Source organism: Stutzerimonas nosocomialis (assembly GCF_005876855.1).
GTDB lineage: Bacteria > Pseudomonadota > Gammaproteobacteria > Pseudomonadales > Pseudomonadaceae > Stutzerimonas > Stutzerimonas nosocomialis.
Genome location: NZ_QLAE01000005.1, coordinates 17,258 through 33,979, shown reverse-complemented (window position 1 = coordinate 33,979; position 16,722 = coordinate 17,258). Strand labels below are relative to the sequence as shown.

At 69.5% G+C, this 16,722-nt stretch carries 17 protein-coding genes and 1 riboswitch; of the genes, 1 reads left to right on the top strand and 16 read right to left on the bottom strand.

Annotation, left to right across the window (positions count from 1 at the left end; genetic code table 11):
- Positions 1-17: 17 nt before the first annotated feature.
- Genes DN824_RS04270 through cobO form a run of 9 tightly spaced genes read right to left on the bottom strand, consistent with a single transcriptional unit; the run spans position 18 to position 8,169 of the window.
- The gene (locus DN824_RS04270; RefSeq protein WP_138407105.1) at positions 18-578 is read right to left on the bottom strand and encodes a histidine phosphatase family protein; all 561 of its coding nucleotides are present in this window, start codon (positions 576-578) and stop codon (positions 18-20) included.
- Entirely contained in the window at positions 575-1,630 is a 1,056-nt protein-coding gene (gene cobT, locus DN824_RS04265) for a nicotinate-nucleotide--dimethylbenzimidazole phosphoribosyltransferase (RefSeq protein WP_138407104.1), read from the bottom strand. The genes DN824_RS04270 and cobT overlap by 4 nt, the downstream gene beginning before the upstream one ends.
- Positions 1,627-2,148, bottom strand: coding sequence for a bifunctional adenosylcobinamide kinase/adenosylcobinamide-phosphate guanylyltransferase (gene cobU, locus DN824_RS04260; RefSeq protein WP_138407103.1), 522 nt, complete (start codon positions 2,146-2,148; stop codon positions 1,627-1,629). Before cobU ends, cobT begins: the two co-directional genes overlap by 4 nt.
- A complete protein-coding gene (locus DN824_RS04255) occupies positions 2,145-3,644 on the bottom strand; it encodes a cobyric acid synthase (RefSeq protein WP_138407102.1) in 1,500 nt (499 codons plus the stop codon). The genes cobU and DN824_RS04255 overlap by 4 nt, the downstream gene beginning before the upstream one ends.
- On the bottom strand, positions 3,641-4,630 hold the full coding sequence (gene cobD, locus DN824_RS04250; protein WP_138407101.1) for a threonine-phosphate decarboxylase CobD: 990 nt from the start codon (positions 4,628-4,630) through the stop codon (positions 3,641-3,643). Before cobD ends, DN824_RS04255 begins: the two co-directional genes overlap by 4 nt.
- On the bottom strand, positions 4,623-5,549 hold the full coding sequence (gene cbiB / locus DN824_RS04245; RefSeq protein ID WP_138407100.1) for an adenosylcobinamide-phosphate synthase CbiB: 927 nt from the start codon (positions 5,547-5,549) through the stop codon (positions 4,623-4,625). Before cbiB ends, cobD begins: the two co-directional genes overlap by 8 nt.
- A 40-nt stretch (positions 5,550-5,589) precedes the next feature.
- Complete coding sequence (gene bluB, locus DN824_RS04240) at positions 5,590-6,237, bottom strand: 5,6-dimethylbenzimidazole synthase (RefSeq protein ID WP_138407099.1); 648 nt, start codon at positions 6,235-6,237, stop codon at positions 5,590-5,592.
- Positions 6,234-7,526, bottom strand: coding sequence for a cobyrinic acid a,c-diamide synthase CobB (locus DN824_RS04235; protein WP_138407098.1), 1,293 nt, complete (start codon positions 7,524-7,526; stop codon positions 6,234-6,236). The genes bluB and DN824_RS04235 overlap by 4 nt, the downstream gene beginning before the upstream one ends.
- A gap of 31 nt (positions 7,527-7,557) precedes the next feature.
- Complete coding sequence (gene cobO, locus DN824_RS04230) at positions 7,558-8,169, bottom strand: cob(I)yrinic acid a,c-diamide adenosyltransferase (RefSeq protein WP_138407097.1); 612 nt, start codon at positions 8,167-8,169, stop codon at positions 7,558-7,560.
- Positions 8,170-8,426: 257 nt separating this feature from the next.
- Positions 8,427-8,662: riboswitch (cobalamin riboswitch) on the bottom strand.
- 147 nt (positions 8,663-8,809) lie between these two features.
- On the opposite strand from cobO, the gene DN824_RS04225 reads away from it, so the two are divergent.
- The gene (locus tag DN824_RS04225; RefSeq protein ID WP_138407096.1) at positions 8,810-9,613 is read left to right on the top strand and encodes a metallophosphoesterase family protein; all 804 of its coding nucleotides are present in this window, start codon (positions 8,810-8,812) and stop codon (positions 9,611-9,613) included.
- A gap of 1 nt (position 9,614) precedes the next feature.
- On the opposite strand, the gene DN824_RS04220 is transcribed toward DN824_RS04225, so the two are convergent.
- From DN824_RS04220 to DN824_RS04190, 7 genes are all read right to left on the bottom strand, one after another.
- Positions 9,615-11,849 (bottom strand): xanthine dehydrogenase family protein molybdopterin-binding subunit, encoded by a 2,235-nt coding sequence (locus tag DN824_RS04220; RefSeq protein ID WP_138407095.1) that lies wholly within the window; start codon positions 11,847-11,849, stop codon positions 9,615-9,617.
- Positions 11,846-12,322 carry a (2Fe-2S)-binding protein gene (locus tag DN824_RS04215; protein WP_138407094.1) on the bottom strand — a complete coding sequence of 159 codons (477 nt, stop codon included), beginning with the start codon at positions 12,320-12,322 and terminating at the stop codon, positions 11,846-11,848. The genes DN824_RS04220 and DN824_RS04215 overlap by 4 nt, the downstream gene beginning before the upstream one ends.
- Positions 12,323-12,334: 12 nt before the next feature.
- Positions 12,335-13,567: a c-type cytochrome gene (locus DN824_RS04210; RefSeq protein ID WP_138407093.1), complete on the bottom strand. Its 1,233-nt coding sequence runs from the start codon at positions 13,565-13,567 to the stop codon at positions 12,335-12,337.
- A 131-nt stretch (positions 13,568-13,698) separates the two neighbouring features.
- Positions 13,699-14,949, bottom strand: a complete 1,251-nt coding sequence (gene nhaD, locus DN824_RS04205) for a sodium:proton antiporter NhaD (protein ID WP_138407092.1) — start codon at positions 14,947-14,949, stop codon at positions 13,699-13,701.
- Positions 14,950-15,102: 153 nt separating this feature from the next.
- On the bottom strand, positions 15,103-15,423 hold the full coding sequence (locus DN824_RS04200) for a hypothetical protein (RefSeq protein ID WP_138407091.1): 321 nt from the start codon (positions 15,421-15,423) through the stop codon (positions 15,103-15,105).
- Between the two features lie 3 nt (positions 15,424-15,426).
- On the bottom strand, positions 15,427-16,089 hold the full coding sequence (locus tag DN824_RS04195) for an O-methyltransferase (protein WP_138407090.1): 663 nt from the start codon (positions 16,087-16,089) through the stop codon (positions 15,427-15,429).
- Positions 16,090-16,128: 39 nt separating this feature from the next.
- Positions 16,129-16,659: a C40 family peptidase gene (locus tag DN824_RS04190; protein ID WP_138407089.1), complete on the bottom strand. Its 531-nt coding sequence runs from the start codon at positions 16,657-16,659 to the stop codon at positions 16,129-16,131.
- Positions 16,660-16,722: the final 63 nt, after the last annotated feature.

Genomic DNA, 16,722 nt, shown 5'->3' with positions numbered 1-16,722 from the left:
GAACGCCGCCGACGTGGTCAGGCCGGTGCATGGAAGCGGTCCTCCAGCCGATGCAACTCGCCATGGCCGACCACCACCTCGAGCAGCCGCTCGCGGGGCAAGCCCTGCGCCCTCGCCAGCAACAGGCGCATGGCGCCGGCGTGGGTGATCAGCAGCAGTCGCCGGCCCGCATGTCGCCCGCGCAGTTCGGCCAGGGCGCCCAGGACACGTCGTTCGAAGGCGACCAGGGGCTCGCCGCCCGGCGGCGTGAAACGGTAGGGATCACGCCAGAAATGCCCCAGGTCGTCCGCCGCCGTCTCCATCAGCTCGACGGCGCTGCGCCCTTCCCACTCGCCGAAATGCAGCTCGCGCAGGTCGGCATGGACTTCCAGCGGCAGCCGACGCTCGTCGGCGAGCACGCGGGCGAAGGCGGCGCAGCGCTGCAAGGGCGAGGTCACCAGCACATCCCAGGGCCCGGCGTTCCGAATGGAACACCGCATCTGCTGCCAGCCGGCCGGGGTCAGGGCGTCATCGAGGCTGCCGCGAAAACCGCCGCCGCGCTCGGTCTCGCCATGGCGCAGCAGCTCGATCATGCTCATGCGGGGCGGTCCGAGACCGCCGCCTCGGCGAAGGTCGCCATGCCGTCGTGCAACAGGCAGGCCTGCTGCAGCACCGTCACCGCCAGCGCCGCGCCGCTGCCCTCGCCCAGGCGCAGCCCCAGCTCCAGCAGCGGCTCGGCCTCCAGGGCCCGCAGCACGGCGACATGCCCCGGCTCTGCCGAACGATGGGCAAAGATCAGCCAGGGGCGACACGCCGGATTGAGCCGCACCGCGCACAGCGCCGCCACGCTGCAGATGAAGCCGTCGACCAGTGCCGGCACGCCCTGCTGCGCGCAGGCGAGATAGGCGCCGGTCAGTGCCGCGATCTCGAATCCGCCCAGGCGGCGCAGGGCCTCTACCGGCGGCGACGCCAGGGGACCGTGCAACGCCAGCGCCGCGTCGATCACTGCCCGCTTGCGCCGCAGGCCGGCCGCGTCCAGACCGGTGCCGGGGCCGCACAGGTCGGCCGGCGCGGCATCGAGCAAGGCGGCCGCCAGCGCACTGGCGGACGTGGTGTTGCCGATGCCCATTTCACCGCCGATGAACAGCCGGGCGCCGTCCGCCTGGGCGCGCGCGACGCTGTCGCGTCCGGCCGCCAGCGCCCCGGCGCATTGCTCGGCCGTCATCGCGGGCTCGCGGGTCATGTTCGCCGTGCCGCGCCCGAGCCCCACCTGCAGGACACCCGGCAGGGGTTCGATCGGGCAGGCCAGCCCCAGGTCGATGACTTCCAGCGGCGCACCGAGGGCCTTGGCCAGGACGCTGATTGCCGCCCCGCCACGTACGAAATTGCGCAGCATCTCGCCGGTCACCGCCTGCGGGTAGGCCGACACGCCCTCTTCCACCACACCATGGTCGCCGGCGAAGACGCTGACCCAGACGCGCTCGACGGCTGGGCGCTCGCGGCCCTGCATGGCCGCCAGCTCGACGGCCAGCGTCTCCAGGCGGCCCAGCGCGCCGCGGGGTTTGGTCAGCTGGTTCTGCCGGGCCTCGGCGGCGCGGCGCACCGAATCGTCCGCCGTCCTGCACGGCGCATTCCACCATCGATCGGTCATGCAAGGGCTCCTTTGAGCATCATGGGAAGGCCGGCCACGGTGAAGATGACCCGTTCGGCGCGCTCGGCCACGGCCTGGTGCAACCAGCCCGCCTCGTCGACGTAACGCCGGGTCAGCTCGCCCAGCGGCACCACGCCAAGCCCGGTTTCGTTGCTGACCAGGATGATCCGCCCCGGCGCATCCTCGAGCACCGCCAGCAGCGCATCGCGCTCGGCCGCCAGCCGCGTCCTGTCCTCGGCGAGCAGCAGGTTGGTCAGCCACAGCGTCAGGCAATCGACCAGCACGCAGCGTCCGGCGCCGGCCTGTTCGGCCAGCACGCGGGCCAGCTGCAACGGTTCCTCCACCAGCGTCCAGCTGGACGGACGACGCGCCCGATGCTGGGCCACGCGCTCGGCCATCTCGCCATCCAGCGGCTCACTGGTGGCCACGTAGGTGACGGGCAGCCCGCTGTCCCGGGCCAGGCTTTCGGCCAGGCGGCTCTTACCGGAACGGGCGCCGCCGAGAATCAGATCGATCATGTGGGTTTCGAGCCTCCTGGGCAGGCAATGGGAACGTCAGGTCCGGGCAACCCGCACAGCGCCCGCAGCCGAACGACGTCCAGATGCGCCTCGACCAGATCGGCCAGCCGCTCGATGTCGCGCTCGCGCAGCGCCTGGTAATCGACCGCCTGCACCTGCGCCACGCCGGCCCAGCGCAGCAGCGCGGCGCTCGCCGAGGGTCGCTCGAACAGGCCGTGCAGGTAGGTGCCGGCGATCTGGCCATCGGCGCTCAAGGCGCCATCCGTACGGCCATCGGCCAGTTCGACCAGCGGCCGTTCGAGCGCCGGGCCGCTGCTGACGCCGGCATGTATCTCGTAACCACTCACCTGGGCGCCGTCCAGGCACAACCGACCGCTGACGTTGCGCAGCTGTTTCTGCGCCTTAAGCTCGGTGCCGAACGCCAGCAGGCCGAGCCCGGCGCATTCGCCGGCAGGGCCCTCGAGCCCCAGCGGGTCGGCGATGCGCTCGCCGAGCATCTGCAATCCGCCACAGATGCCGAGCAGCTTGCCGCCGTAGCGCAGATGGCGGGCGATGACCCGCTCCCAGCCGTTGGCGCGCAGGAACTGGAGATCGGCCCGCACGCTCTTGGAGCCCGGCAGGATGATCAGGTCGGTCGGCGGAACCGGCTCGCCGGGGCCGACGAAGCGCAGATCCACCTGAGGGTGCAGGCGCAGCGGATCGAAATCGGTGTGGTTGCTGATCCGGGGCAGCACCGGCACCACCACCTTCAGGGTTTCGCCGGGCTTGCTCGACTGCCGCGCGTCGATGGCATCCTCGGCCTCGAGGTGGAAGTCGGTGAGATACGGCAGCACGCCGAGCACCGGCTTGCCGGTGTGCGCTTGCAGCCAGTCGAGACCTGGTTGCAGCAAGGCGATGTCGCCGCGAAAGCGGTTGATGACGAAGCCCCGCACCCGCGCCTGCTCGCTGGGCGAGAGCAGCGCCAGGGTGCCGACCAGGTGGGCGAAGACCCCGCCCTTGTCGATATCGGCCACCAGGATCACCGGGCAGTCCACCGCCTCGGCGAAGCCCATGTTGGCGATGTCGTTGGCGCGCAGGTTGATTTCCGCCGGCGAGCCCGCGCCCTCCACCATCACCACCTGATAGGCCTCGCTCAGCCGGGCGTGGGATTGCAGCACCGCCTCGCGGGCCACGCGCTTGTACTCGTGGTAGGCGACCGCATCCATGCTGGTGACCGCCCGCCCGTGGATGATGACCTGGGCGCCGACGTCGCTGTTGGGCTTGAGCAGCACGGGGTTCATGTCGGTGTGCGCCGCCAGGCCACAGGCCTGGGCCTGCACGGCCTGAGCCCGGCCGATCTCGCCGCCGTCGGCGGTGACCGCGCTGTTGAGCGCCATGTTCTGTGGCTTGAACGGCACCACCGCCACGCCCTGGCGCCTGAGCCAGCGGCACAGCGCCGTCACCAGGGTGCTCTTGCCCGCATCGGAAGTGGTGCCCTGCACCATCAAGGTGGTCATGCGTGCTGATCCGCGAAGGCTGCCAGTACCTGTTCCAGGCGCGCCCAGGCCGCCTCGTGCGACGGCAGGCCGAAACGCAGGCTGAGCGGCTGTTCGAACAGCCGGGCAAGAACGCCGTTGCAGGCGAGCAGCTCGTACAGCAGCCGGGCCTCGGCGTGGGCGATCCACTGGAACAGCGCGCAGCCGCCGGTCACCGGCAGCCCGTGATGCGCCAACAGCATGGCCAGGCGCTGGCCGTCCCGACGCAGGCGCTCGCGCTGCCGTTGCTGGCCCTCGCCGTCGTTCAGCAGCGCAGTACCGAGCACGCGCGCCGGGCCGCTCACGGTCCAGGGACCCAGCCGCTCCGACAAGGCCTGCAGCCGTTTCGTCTCGGCGAGCACGAACCCCAGCCGCGCACCGGCAAGACCGAAGAACTTGCCGAACGAGCGCAGCACGATCAGCCCCGGCAACTGGCTGTGCGGGGCCAGGCTGAACGGCGGCGTGCAGTCCATGAACGCCTCGTCGACGATCAGCCAGCCGCCGCGCTCGGCCAGTTGCGCATGCCAGTCGAGCAGTTGCTGCGGCGGAATCAGGCGCCCGGTAGGGTTGTTGGGGTTGACCACCACCAGCACGTCGAGCCGCTCCAGCGCACGCGGGATCGCACCCTCGCTGATTTCCTGCAGGTGATGGCCCTGGCGCCAGGCCTCGGCGTGCTCCGCGTAACAGGGCGAGAGAACCCCGACCCGCGCCCTCGGGCGCAGCCCGGGCAAGGCCTGGATCGCCGCCTGGGAGCCGGCGACCGGCAGTACCGCGTCGGCGCCGTAATAGGCGCGGGCCGCCGCTTCGAGACCGTCGTCGGGCTCGGGCAGGCGCATCCAGGCGCTGTCCGGGATGGGCGGCAGGGTCCAGCCATAGGGGGCGATGCCGGTGGACAGGTCGATCCAGTCGGCCAGCGGTATGCCATGGCGAGCCGCCGCGGCGCGCAGGCGTCCTCCATGCTCAAGCACTCAGCCAGTCTCCGAGCAACAGCACCACCAGCCACAGGCCGACCCCGGCCCAGACCAGATCCAGCGCGCGTTCGATGTCCCGCGCCTGTGGCGCAGGCCCCTCGCCCAGCAACGGGCGCTCGTGGAGCTGCCCCTGGTAGATCGCCGGGCCGCCCAGCGAAACGCCCAGGGCGCCGGCCCCCGCGGCCATCACCGGCCCGGCGTTGGGGCTGTCCCAGTACCGCGCCTGCTCGCGCCAGCAGCGCCAGGCGCCATCCCAGCGGCCGAGCAGCGCATAGGTCAGGGCGACCAGGCGCGCCGGGATGTAATTGAGCAGGTCGTCGATCTTCGCCGCCGCCCAGCCGAAACGCTCGAAGCGCGGCGTGCGGTAACCCCACATGGCATCGAGGGTGTTGCTCAGGCGATACAGGACCACGCCCGGCGCCCCGCCGATAACGAACCAGAACAGCGCGGCGAACACCGCGTCGCTGCCGTTCTCCAGCGCCGACTCGGTGGCCGCGCGCGCCACCGCGGTCTCGTCCAGCTCGCGGGTATCGCGGCTGACGATATAACCCACGCGACGACGCGCCTGCGGCAGATCCCCGCTGCGTAAGGCCGCCACCACCGGCATCAGGTGATCGCCGAGGCTGCGCAGCCCCAGCGCCAGGTACAGCAGAACGATTTCCACCAGCCAGCCGATGCCCGGCAACAGGCTGAGCAGCCAGGCCAGCAGCGTCAGCGGCAGCACCGCCAGGCACCAGGCGGTCACGCCATGGCTGCGCCAGCCGCGCCCCGCCTCGCCGGTCTCCTGCGCGCCGTTGAAACGCCGCTCCAGCCGCTCGGCCAGCCGACCGAAGGCCACCAGCGGATGGCCGCGCCGGGGCTCGCCCAGCAGCGCATCGAGCGCCACCGCGGCGGCGCTCGTCAGAAACAGGCTCAAGCGCGCACCTGCCTGTGGCCGGCGCAGGGTGATCCCTTCGTCATCGTTGCTCCCATTGGTTCTCGAACAGCAGCTCCTGCAGCGGCCGCGGCTGCGCCCAGCCTTCCAGCGCCAGCATCGGCGCCGTGTAGAACGTCTCGACCGGCCCCAGGCAGAGGATCGCCACCGGCTGCGCATCGTCGGGCATACCGAGCAGCCGGCCCAGCGCGAGCGGATCGAACAGCGACACCCAGCCCATCCCCAGCCCCTCGGCGCGCGCCGCCAGCCAGAGATTCTGGATCGCGCAGGCCAGCGATGCCAGATCCATCTGCGGCAGGGTGCGGCGGCCGAACACGTAGGGCTCGCGCCCCTCCATCAGCGCCGCGACCAGCAGCTCGGCGCAATCGCGGATGCCCTCGACCTTGAGCCGCATGAACTGGGCGCCGCGTTCGCCCAGCGCCTCGGCCGTGGCCAGCCGCTCCTGCTCGACCAGCTCGCCGATGGCCGTGCGCAAGGCCGGACGGGTGATGCGCACGAACCGCCAGGGTTGCATCAGGCCGACGCTGGGCCCCTGGTGCGCCGCCTCCAGCAGGCGCGCCAGCAGCGCCGGCTCCACCTCGCCGGGGATGAAATGACGCATGTCGCGGCGCTCGCCGATCACCCGGTAGATGGCCGCGCGCGCCTCGGCGCTGTATGCGTGCCGGCTCATGGACGCAACAGGGCCGCCGCCGTGGCGGGATCGGACGGCAGGTAGAAGTGGATATAGGACGCGGTCAGGCGGCGATCGCGAAACACCGCTTCCCGGGTGCGCCGATAATTCGGGCATTCACCCAGCGCGACGGGCTGCAGCGGACTCTCGAGCCGCGAATGGTGGAAGGTATGCCCGCGCAGATGGCCCTCGGGCAATTCGACTTCCTGCAGCGCCAGCGCGGTGAGGCGCTTCTGCATCACCGCCTCGCCCGTCAGCAGGCCGAGCATCGGTACCCGTTCGCCGGACAGGTCGGTGAGCGCATCGAGCAGATAGAGCATGCCGCCGCACTCGGCCAGCATCGGTTTGCCGGCCGCATGATGAGCGGCGATCGCGGTCGCCATGGCGGTGTTGGCGCTCAGGGTTCGCATGTGCAGTTCCGGGTAGCCGCCGGGCAGGTACAGGCTGTCCACCTCGGGCAGCCGGGCGTCGGCGAGCGGCGAGAAGAAGCGCAACTCGGCGCCCAGCGCGTGCAACAGGTCGAGGTTGGCCTGGTAGAGAAAGGCGAAGGAGGCATCGCGCGCGACGCCGATGCGCACGCCGTCGAGCAGCCGCTCCACCGTCGGCGCGGCGCTCGCGGCAAAGCGCACCGGGGGCGGCAGGCTGACGTCCGAACTGGCCACCAGGGCATCGGCCGCCGCATCCAGGCGGGCATCGAGATCGGCCAGTTCCTCGGCCTGGACCAGCCCGAGGTGTCGGCTCGGCAGCTCGAACTCGGCGCTGCGCGGCAAGGCGCCGTACCAGCGAATCCCGTCCGGCACCGCGGCGCGCAGGATCTCGCCGTGGCGCAGGCTGCCAACGCGATTGCCGAGCACCCCGGAGAACGGCAGGTCCGGCTGGTAGGTGGCCATGCCGTGGGCCATGGCGCCGAAGGTCTGGGCCATGGCCGAGCCGTCGATCACCGCCAGCACCGGAATCTGGAACAGGCGCGCCAGATCGGCGGCCGAAGGGCTGCTGTCGAACAGCCCCATCACCCCTTCGATGAGAATCAGGTCGGCCTCGCCCGCCGCGTCCCAGAGCAGGCGCCGGCAATCGGCCTCGCCCACCATGCGCAAATCCAGCTGGTACACCGGCTGGCCGCTGGCGCGGGCATGGATCATCGGATCGAGGAAGTCCGGGCCGCACTTGAACACCCGCACCCGCTTGCCCTGACGGCTGTAAAGCCGGGCGAGCGCGGCGGTCACGGTGGTCTTGCCCTGGCCGGAAGCGGGCGCGGCGATCAGCAGCGCCGGGCAGTGGCGATCGTTCATGGCGCGCGGCGCCGAGGCGTGCAGGCGGGCATCAGTATTCGACCCCCTTCTGCGCCTTCACCCCGGCCTTGAAGGCGTGCTTGACCAGGCTCATCTCGGTCACGGTATCGGCCGCCGCAATCAGTTCGTCCGGCGCGCCACGCCCCGTCACCACCACATGCTGCAGCAGCGGCCGCGACTCGATGTCGGCCAGCACCTGCTCCAGGTCGAGGTAACCGTGCTTGAGGGCGATGTTGAGTTCATCGAGCACCACCAGGCCGATGGCCGGATCGCGCAGCAGGGAGACGGCCACCTGCCAGGCCTCGGCGGCCTTTAGCCGGTCGCGCTGGCGATCCTGGGTTTCCCAGGTGAAGCCCTCGCCCATCACGTGGTAGCGCACCTCGTCGGGAAAGCGCCGGAAAAACGCTTCCTCGCCGGTGCTCGCCGCGCCCTTGATGAACTGCACCACGCCCACCCTGATGCCGTGCCCCAGGGCGCGCGCGACCATGCCGAAGGCGGAGCTGCTCTTGCCCTTGCCGTTGCCGGTATGCACCAGCAGCAGGCCGTATTCGTCCCGGGCCTGGGCGATCCTGCCGTCGATCACGGCCTTCTTGCGCAGCATGCGCACCCGGTGGCGGGCGTCGCGCTCGTCTGACTCACTCATGGGGTGTCACTCCTCGGATTCGCCCGCGACGGACCCCTGCATGACGCAAGGTGGCGGACGCGGTAATCGGCGGCGGGACGAGGCGAAAGCCCGGCGAGGGAGGACCGAAGCAAAACGGCCGGTCGAGGCGAAGTCGACGGCAGGCAAAGCGGTGTGCGCAACACGGTCGGGTCTCCGTCGTGCCACCCGCACGACTCATGCAAAGGCAGGCGATCACCCGAGGGACGCGGCAATGCGCCCGACAGGCACGCGCGGCATGCCATGGACTGCGACAGGCCGGTCTCCGGGCTTGCGAGCGAGACCGCGCGGGCCGCAAGGGCCGCCACGCATCTGTTGCAACCCTTGCCGTGCGACGCGTGCGTCTCGGGCATGTTAGGGTTCTCGACTCGCCTACCGTTGCGGGGGCAGCGCCGGAATCTTCGCGAGAATGGACCGGCTTCCCTGTTTCACCCGTCTGGCTTGGCCAGCGGACACCTGAGGCAAGCGGCGCAGGTTAGAGTAAGGCCCTGCCGAGCGCAACCGACGCACCCACCTGCGCCGCGCTGTTGCATCTCGTTGCGCGCCCATCGGAACGCCCGGCGCGCTCGAGCTTCGAATGAGCAATGCTCATCGCTCACGACAAGAAGGATGCCCGAGCCCCATGACCCATATCCTGCAGATCTCCGACACCCACTTCGGCACGGAACAGCCGGCGGTTCTCGACGCCATGGAACGGCACGTGGTGGAGCATGGAGCCGATCTGCTGATCCTGTCCGGCGACATCACCCAGCGCGCCCGCCCGGCCCAGTTCGCCGCGGCCCGTGCCTTCATGCAGCGCCTCGAAGGCCACGGCATTCCCGACAGCCTGGTGATCCCCGGCAACCACGACATTCCGCTGTACAACCTAGTGCGCCGCTTCCTCAGCCCCTACGGCCAGTACCGCAAACATTTCGGCGACGACCTGGAGCCGACCTTCGAGAACGAGGATGCGCTGATCATCGGCCTCAACACCACGGCGCCGAAACGGCACAAGGACGGCCTGGTGACGCCCGAACAGGTCGACGCGGTGTGCCGCAAGCTCGAGCGCAGCGACCGGCGCAAGGTCAGCATCGTGGTCGCCCACCAGCCGTTCGGCGCGATGGTGCCGAGCGACCTGAGAAACCTGCAGCACGGCGCGCAACCCGCCCTCGAACGCTGGGCCGAGGCCGGCCTGGACATGGTCATGGGCGGGCATATCCACCTGCCCTACGTGCTGCCACTGTCCAAGCAGTACCAGAGCCTGTCACGGGAGATCTGGATGGTGCAGGCCGGCACCACCCTCTCCTCCCGGGTGCGCGGCACCTCGCCCAACTCGTTCAATCGACTGCGCCTGCGTACCGAAGGCCGGAAAGCCGTGTGCGTGGAGCGCTGGGATCTGCTCGACGGGCATTTCGTGCTCGGTTCGCACTTCAACCTGCACTGGTGATTCAGGCGTCGCGCGCCGCCAGCAGGCGCTGCCGGGTGAAGGGCGCCTGACGCAGGCGCAAGCCGGTCGCATCGAAGATCGCGTTGCCGATGGCCGCCGGTATCGGCGCGCTGGCCGCCTCGCCGGCGCCCACCGAAGGCTCGCCGGGGCGGTCGATCAACACGATGTCGACCTCCGGCACCTCGGCGAAGGTGATCAGCGGATAGGCGCCCCACTCCAGGCTGGTCACCCCTTCGCGGCCGAAGATCACCTGCTCCTTCAGGGTACGGCTGATCGCCTGTACCACGTTGCCTTCGACCTGGTTGCGCACCCCGTCGGGGTTGATGATCAGCCCGCAGTCATGGCCCACGGTGACCCGTGTGACCCGCACGCCCCGCTCGCTCACCTCGACATCGGCGACCACCGCGACATAGGCGTTTTCATTCTCGTAGCGCGCATAGGCCAGCCCGCGACCGCTGACGGTACCTTCGCGCCAGCGTCGCTCGCCCCGCCGTGGCGTCTGCCAGCCGGCACGCTCGGCCGCCGCCTCGAGCACCGCGCGTGCACGCGGGTCGTCCAGATACTGCAGCCGCATCTGGAGCGGATCGCGGCCGGCCGCATGGGCCAGTTCGTCGAAGAAGCTCTCGTTGGCGAAACAGTTCTGCACCGCGCCCAGGCCGCGCAAGGCCGATGGGCGCAGCGGCGTGTCGGCGACCTTCAGCCAGTTCACCTCGACCCGGCAGTGCTCGAAGCGATAGTCGACCGGCGCGTTGCGATCGCCGCCCACGTGGCGGCTGAATTCCGGCATGCCGTGGATCAGCATGCCTGCCAGCAGGGCACGGTCGCCGGCATCCGGACCCGGGCGCGTCGAGTGCGTCGGCGTCCAGTTGCGAAAGTGCCAGCCCCGCACCTCCCCCGCATCGTTCAGCGCGCCCCGCATGCGCATCCGCATCGCCGGGCCCTTGGGGTTCCAGCCATGTTCGTCCTCACGCGACCACTGCACCCGCACCGGTCGGCCGACCGCCTGGGACAGCAGCAACGCATCGCCGGCGACATCGTCGGCACCGTTGTGGCCGTAGCAACCCGAAGCTTCGGCGTAGATCACCCGGATCGACTCCTTCGGCCGTTCGGCCAGGGCCGCCAGCACCTCGCGCAACTGGTGCGGCCCCTGGGTGCCGGACCAGACGGTGATGTCCCCATCACGCACATCGGCCACCGCACAGGACGGGCCTATGGAGTCATGGTTCTGGTAAGGCCATTCGTACCGCGCCTCCAGCACCCGGGCGGCCGCCTCGAACTGCGGGTGCAGTTCGCCCCGGTCGACGATGCGCGACGTGCTGGCCGGCAGCGCCTCGAGGTAGTCGTACAGCCGTTCCATCTCCGGCAGCGCCACGTCGTGCGACCACTGCACCTTCAGTGATCGCGCCGCCTGGATCGCGGCCCACTCGCTCTGCGCCACCACGCCCAGAAAGGCGCCCCGGCGCACCACCTGCACGCCGTCGGGCAAGGCGCTGTCGTCGAGCGACTCGATCTTCGCCTCCAGGGCGCTGACGCCGGTGATGGGCGGACGTATCACCCGGCCGTGGAGCATGCCCGGCAGGCGGATGTCCTGGACGAAGCTGAACTCGCCGAACAGCTTGGGCGGTATGTCCACCCGCGGCACCGAGGTGCCGACCAGGCGGTAGCTCGCCGGCGCGAGCAGCGGCGCCGAGCGGTCGACCGGCTGGGCGAAGGGCCGTCCACCGATCAGCTCGGCGTAGCTGACGGCCTGCTCCGTCCGCTCCCGCACGCTGGCCCGGCCGTCCTGCAGCTGCAACGCATCGCCCGGTACCCCGAGCGCCTCGGCCGCACGCTGGCGCAGGGCCTCGCGGGCCGTGGCGGCCGCGCGGCGCAACTGCCGGCCACCGACCTGGATCGTCTTGCTGCCCGCCGTGACGCCCTGGTTCGGCGTCAGCTGCGTATCGCCCTGAACCAGCGAGGTCGCGGCGAAGGCGACGCCCAGCTCCTCGGCCACGATCTGCCGCAGCGCCGTCTCGATACCGGTGCCCAGCTCCACCTTGCCGCTGTAGACCACCACGTGGCCGTCGTCGCGAACCACCAGCCAGGCGTCGAGCTGCTCGCCATCGATGGGCTTGTCCGGCGCGTCGGCCGCCAGCGCCTGGGCCGCCAGGGTCGAGACCGGACGAATCAGGCTGAACCCCACCACCAGCGCCGCCGAGCAGCCCTGCAGGAATCGACGCCGGGAAAATCCGCTCATACCCGGCGCTCCCCGGCCATGGCGCGGGCCGCCCGCTGCACCGCGCGCAGGATCCGCACGTGGGTGCCGCAGCCGCAGAGGTTGGCCATCAACGCCTGCCTGATCTGCGCCTCGCTGGGCTCCGGCACCCGGGCGAGCAGCGCCTGGGCGGACATGATCATGCCCGGGATGCAGTAGGCGCACTGGGCGGCCTGCTCGTCGATGAAGGCCTGTTGCAGCGGATGGGGATTGTCGGCGTTCCCCAGCCCTTCGAGGGTGGTCACCTCGCGCTCGGCGAACGACGCCACCGGCAACACGCACGAGCGGACCGGCGAGCCCTCGACCAGCACGGTGCAGGCGCCGCATTCGCCCAGCCCGCAACCGAACTTGGGCCCCTTCAGGCCGAGCTCGTTGCGCAGCACATAGAGCAACGGCGTATCGGCGTCGGCCGACACCGGGTGAACCTGGCCATTGACGTGCAGAGAAAGGGCCATGGGACGCTCCTGTCAGTCGCGCAGCGCGGCAACGTCGTCCGCGCTGAAAGTGGTGTCGTGGCCGCCGAACCGCTGGCCGATGTAGGTGGCCAGCTCGGCGATCTGTTCGTCGGTGAGCAGGTCGCGATAGGCCGGCATGAAGGCCGGATTGGCGCGACCGCCGCGCACCAGACCGTCGAGCATCACCCGGATCAGGTTGGTGCCGGCCGGGTCGCGCACGGCCGAATAATTGGGAAAGGACGAGGGATAAGGACCGCCGGCGCCCCGATCGTCCGGGTAGTGGCAGCTCTCGCAGGCCGCCACGAAAAGCCCGTGGATCGGATCGTCCGGATCGGGTCCGGCCGGTTCGATTTCGCTGCGCGCCGGCACCGTGCCCTCGCGGGCGGGCAGTTGCTTGAGGTAGCTCGCGATCGCCCGGATGTCCTCGTCGCTGAGCCAGCTCAGGCTGTCGCTGACCACTTCGGCCATCGGCCCTCCGGCGACCGCCTCGCCACGCTGGTGGCCGGTCGACAGGTAGCGAACCAGCTTGTCCTGCGACCAGTCGCCGATACCGCGCGCATGGCTGGTGATGTTCCATGCCGTCCAGCCCTGCTGCGTCGCCCCGGCGTAATGCCGCTGCTTGTCGAGCCCCTGGGTGAAGGTCCGCGGGGTATGGCACTCGCCGCAGTGGCCGACGGCATCGCTGAGGTAGGCGCCGCGGTTGACCTCGTCGCTGGCGTTCGGATCGGGCTGGAACCGCCCGGCCTCGAAATTCACCAGCTTCCAGGCTGCCAGCGTGGCGCGCTGGTTGAACGGAAAGCGCAGCCGGTTCTCCGGCGGCTGGTAGGCGACCGGCTCGAGGCCGTCCAGGTACTGCTTGATGGCCAGGACGTCGTCGCGGCTCATCTTGGTATAGGCGGTGTAGGGAAAGGCCGGATAGAGGTGTTCGCCCCGGCGGCCGATGCCTTCGTGCAGGGCGCGCACGAAGTCCTCGTCGCTCCACTGGCCGAGGCCGGTGTCGCGATCCGGGGTGATGTTGGTGGAATAGAGCGTGCCGAACGGCGTTTCGAACGGCACGCCGCCGGCGAACGGCGCCCCGCCCTCGCGGGTGTGGCAGCTCAGGCAGTTGCCCGCGCGGGCCAGGTATTCGCCGCGGGCGAGCGAGTCGTCGTCCTGCGGCGTGGCCGCGGCGCACAGCGTGTTCGCCACGATCAACACGAAACCGGCAAGGCCGGCGCTCCAACGACCGGGTCGGCTGATCGCCATCGCACCCCTTCCTTCACTCCGGCTGGCGTCGGTTTGCCGCCAGGCTCAGGGGGCTAGACCCTTCGTTGTGCAGGGAAATTCCGTTGCGAAGGATCAGGAAACATCTGCGCGATGGCGCGCGCCACCCGCAGCTACCCGGCAGCCATCAGCTGGCCCAGCAGGTAAACCCCGGCGAAACCGCAGTTGAAGGCGATGAACAGGAACAGGAAATACTTGAGGTAGCTGCCGAAGGTCAGGCCGGGCACCTTGCTCATCGCGACGATGCCGGCCGCCGAGCCGATGACCAGCAGCGAGCCGCCCACCCCCACCGCATAGGTCAGCACCATCCATTCGGCCGTGCCCATGACCAGCCCGGACTTGAGCAGCGCGGCGGTCAGCGGCACGTTGTCGATCGCGGCCGAGAGCACGCCCATCAGGTAGTTCGCGGCCACGGCCGGGATCATGTCGTAGACACGCACCAGCCCGTCGAGCACCTGGATTTCCTTGAGCATGCCGACCAGCAGCAGGATGCCGAGGAAGAAGAACAGGGTTTCGAACTCGACCTGACGCACGTACTCCAGGATCGGATCGGTGTCGTTGTCCTCGTTGAAGAAGCGGGCCACCAGAAACATGATCGACAGGCCAGTCAGGAAGGTCAGCACCGGCGGGATCTGGAAGAAGAAATTGCCGGCGATGGTCGAGAGGATGGTGCCCAGGAAGATCAGCGCAATGGCCACGTCCACGCCACGTACCTCGGTGCGCTTCTTGGTCACCGTCACCTCGCCGCTCATGCCAATCGAGAGCATGAAGGCGAGCAGCATCACGGCGGCGAACGCGGGCAGCGCCAGGGCCAGCAACTGGAGAATCTTGACCTTGCCGGCGAGGAAGATCATCAGGGTGGTGACATCGCCGGTGATCAGCGCCACGCCACCGGAGTTAACCGCGAACACCACCAGGGTCGCGAACTTGATGGTCTTGGCCGCATCCAGTCGCAGCGACAGGATCAGGGTGATCGACACCAGCGTGGCGGTGATGTTGTCGGCCAGCGACGAGAACACGAAGCAGAACAGCGCGGTGAGGAACAGCAAGGCGCGCTCGCTGATCCGCGCCGGCAGGACTAGGTAGATCAGCGTCTCGATCATGCCCTTCTTGTTCAGGTAGGCGACGAAGGTCATGGCCGCGACCAGGAAGATCCACAGCCCGGCGATGTCGGCGATGTTTTCGTTGAGGCTTTCGATCACCAGGCCCCGCTCTTCGCCGGGCGAGGAGAACACGAACAGCAGCACCCAGGACAGGGTGCCGAAGAACAGGGTCACCTTGGCTTTGTTCACGTGGGTTTTTTCTTCGAATATCACGCCGAGCAGCGCGATCAGGGCCAGGCCTATCAGAATCGAGGACAGCATTGCGGAGTACCGGAAAGGGGGACGTTCACGCGCATGGCGCGCAGCCAGAAAAGGGGCCCAGATAGTAGCCTCATCGGCTATCGGAAACATCCGGAAATAGATGAGGCGTATCGGGCGATTTTCTGACCGACAGCGCGGCAATGCCCCGCAGCACTAGTGCCGCGGCATGAATCCGGCCGGTTTGCGCGAAAGCCATTGGACGAAAGTCTGAATCCGCGGATGCGCCAGCAGCGCTTCGCGGGTGTTGTAGAGGAGTGCCAGCTCTTTCTCGCTCAGCACCTTGTGGATCTGGTCATGGCAGGGCCGGCAGACCCACAGCGTGGCGGTGATGCGCTCCAGGCGCCCGTGGCGCTTGCGCACGTAGGGCTTGTCGTGCAGGGATTTTGGGATCAGGTGGTGGCGCGTCAGGACGGCCTCGCGTCCGCACAGCTCGCAGGCCTGCGGCTGGGGCGGCAACCGGATCGTCTGCGCCATGGCTCAACGCTTGCGGCAGATCGTCAGCCCGTCGCCGAGCGGCAGCAGCGAAAGGTCGACGCGCTCGTCGTCGCGCAAGGCCAGGTTGAGCGCCTGGATCGCCCGGGTATCGGCGCTCGCCGGTTCGGTTTCGAGGACCCGGCCGCTCCACAGGGTGTTGTCGAAGAGAATCAGCCCGCCCTCGCGCACCAGCACCAGGGCGTGCTCCAGATACTGCGGATAGTTGGCCTTGTCGGCGTCGATGAAGATCAGGTCGAAATGCCCGGGGGCAACCTCCTCGCGCAGCGTGGCCAGGGTGTCGAGCGCCGGCCCCGGGCGAAGGTCGATGCGCGGGGCGACACCCGCCTCCTCCCAGAAACGCCGGGCGATCGCATGGTAGTCACCCGGCAGGTCACAGCAGATCAGCCGGCCCTGCTCCCCCATCGCCTCGGCCATGCACAGCGCGCTGTAGCCGGTGAAGGTGCCGACCTCGACGATCCGCCGGGCACCGATCAGGCGCACCAGCAGGTTCATGAACTGGCCCTGCTCCGGCGATATCTGCCAGCTCGCCCGGGGCAGGGCCTGGGTTTCCTCGCGCAGACGACGCAGCAGCGCGGATTCGCGCAGCGATACGTCGAGCAGGTAGCGATGGAGGGCGTCGTCGAGCTGAAGGGTGCGCGCGGTCATTGCGGTCTCCGGTCAGGCGGCCGGCGCGGATGTGGCCGGCTAGGGATTGTGGGCCAGGCGCTCGTTGTCGAGCACGCGCTTGGCGCTCAGGAAACTGTTCTTCCAGTAGCCATTGGAGAGGCTGTCCAGGCGCACCGTTCCGCCCGTCGACGGGGCATGGACGAAGCGCCCCTCGCCCACGTAGATGCCGGCATGGCTGACACGGCTGCCGCCACTGGTGGCGAAGAACACCAGGTCGCCCGGGCCCAGCGCATCGGCGCGCACCGAGGAAGCGCGCATGCGGCTGAGTTCCTGGGTGGTGCGCGGCAGCGCGACGCCCGCCGCATCGCGGTAGACGTAGCCGATCAGGCCACTGCAGTCGAAACCGCCTTCGGGGGTGTTGCCGCCGTAGCGATAGGGCGTGCCGACCAGGCCCAGGGCGCGGAACAGCACGTCTTCGGCGGCGCGGGGAAAGCTTCCGGCAGGTGCGACGATCTGCGGCGCGACCGGCGGAGCCGATGGCGGCTGGCTGGCGCATGCGGCCAACAGGGCAAGCAGGGAAATGACGCAGAGGCGAGCCGTAACAGGCATGGCAGGCGGTCCGGACGGAAAGCTGTCACTCTGCCGCCATGCCTGCCGGAACGCAACCCGCGA

Excerpts from the sequence above, each read along its gene's own strand:
- DN824_RS04270 (WP_138407105.1), bottom strand. The coding sequence starts at position 578 with ATGAGCATGATCGAGCTGCTGCGCCATGGCGAGACCGAGCGCGGCGGC.
- cobT (WP_138407104.1), bottom strand. The coding sequence starts at position 1,630 with ATGACCGATCGATGGTGGAATGCGCCGTGCAGGACGGCGGACGATTCG.
- cobU (WP_138407103.1), bottom strand. The coding sequence starts at position 2,148 with ATGATCGATCTGATTCTCGGCGGCGCCCGTTCCGGTAAGAGCCGCCTG.
- DN824_RS04255 (WP_138407102.1), bottom strand. The coding sequence starts at position 3,644 with ATGACCACCTTGATGGTGCAGGGCACCACTTCCGATGCGGGCAAGAGC.
- bluB (WP_138407099.1), bottom strand. The coding sequence starts at position 6,237 with ATGAGCCGGCACGCATACAGCGCCGAGGCGCGCGCGGCCATCTACCGG.
- DN824_RS04235 (WP_138407098.1), bottom strand. The coding sequence starts at position 7,526 with ATGAACGATCGCCACTGCCCGGCGCTGCTGATCGCCGCGCCCGCTTCC.
- cobO (WP_138407097.1), bottom strand. The coding sequence starts at position 8,169 with ATGAGTGAGTCAGACGAGCGCGACGCCCGCCACCGGGTGCGCATGCTG.
- DN824_RS04225 (WP_138407096.1), top strand. The coding sequence starts at position 8,810 with ATGACCCATATCCTGCAGATCTCCGACACCCACTTCGGCACGGAACAG.
- DN824_RS04220 (WP_138407095.1), bottom strand. The coding sequence starts at position 11,849 with ATGAGCGGATTTTCCCGGCGTCGATTCCTGCAGGGCTGCTCGGCGGCG.
- DN824_RS04215 (WP_138407094.1), bottom strand. The coding sequence starts at position 12,322 with ATGGCCCTTTCTCTGCACGTCAATGGCCAGGTTCACCCGGTGTCGGCC.
- DN824_RS04210 (WP_138407093.1), bottom strand. The coding sequence starts at position 13,567 with ATGGCGATCAGCCGACCCGGTCGTTGGAGCGCCGGCCTTGCCGGTTTC.
- nhaD (WP_138407092.1), bottom strand. The coding sequence starts at position 14,949 with ATGCTGTCCTCGATTCTGATAGGCCTGGCCCTGATCGCGCTGCTCGGC.
- DN824_RS04200 (WP_138407091.1), bottom strand. The coding sequence starts at position 15,423 with ATGGCGCAGACGATCCGGTTGCCGCCCCAGCCGCAGGCCTGCGAGCTG.
- DN824_RS04195 (WP_138407090.1), bottom strand. The coding sequence starts at position 16,089 with ATGACCGCGCGCACCCTTCAGCTCGACGACGCCCTCCATCGCTACCTG.
- DN824_RS04190 (WP_138407089.1), bottom strand. The coding sequence starts at position 16,659 with ATGCCTGTTACGGCTCGCCTCTGCGTCATTTCCCTGCTTGCCCTGTTG.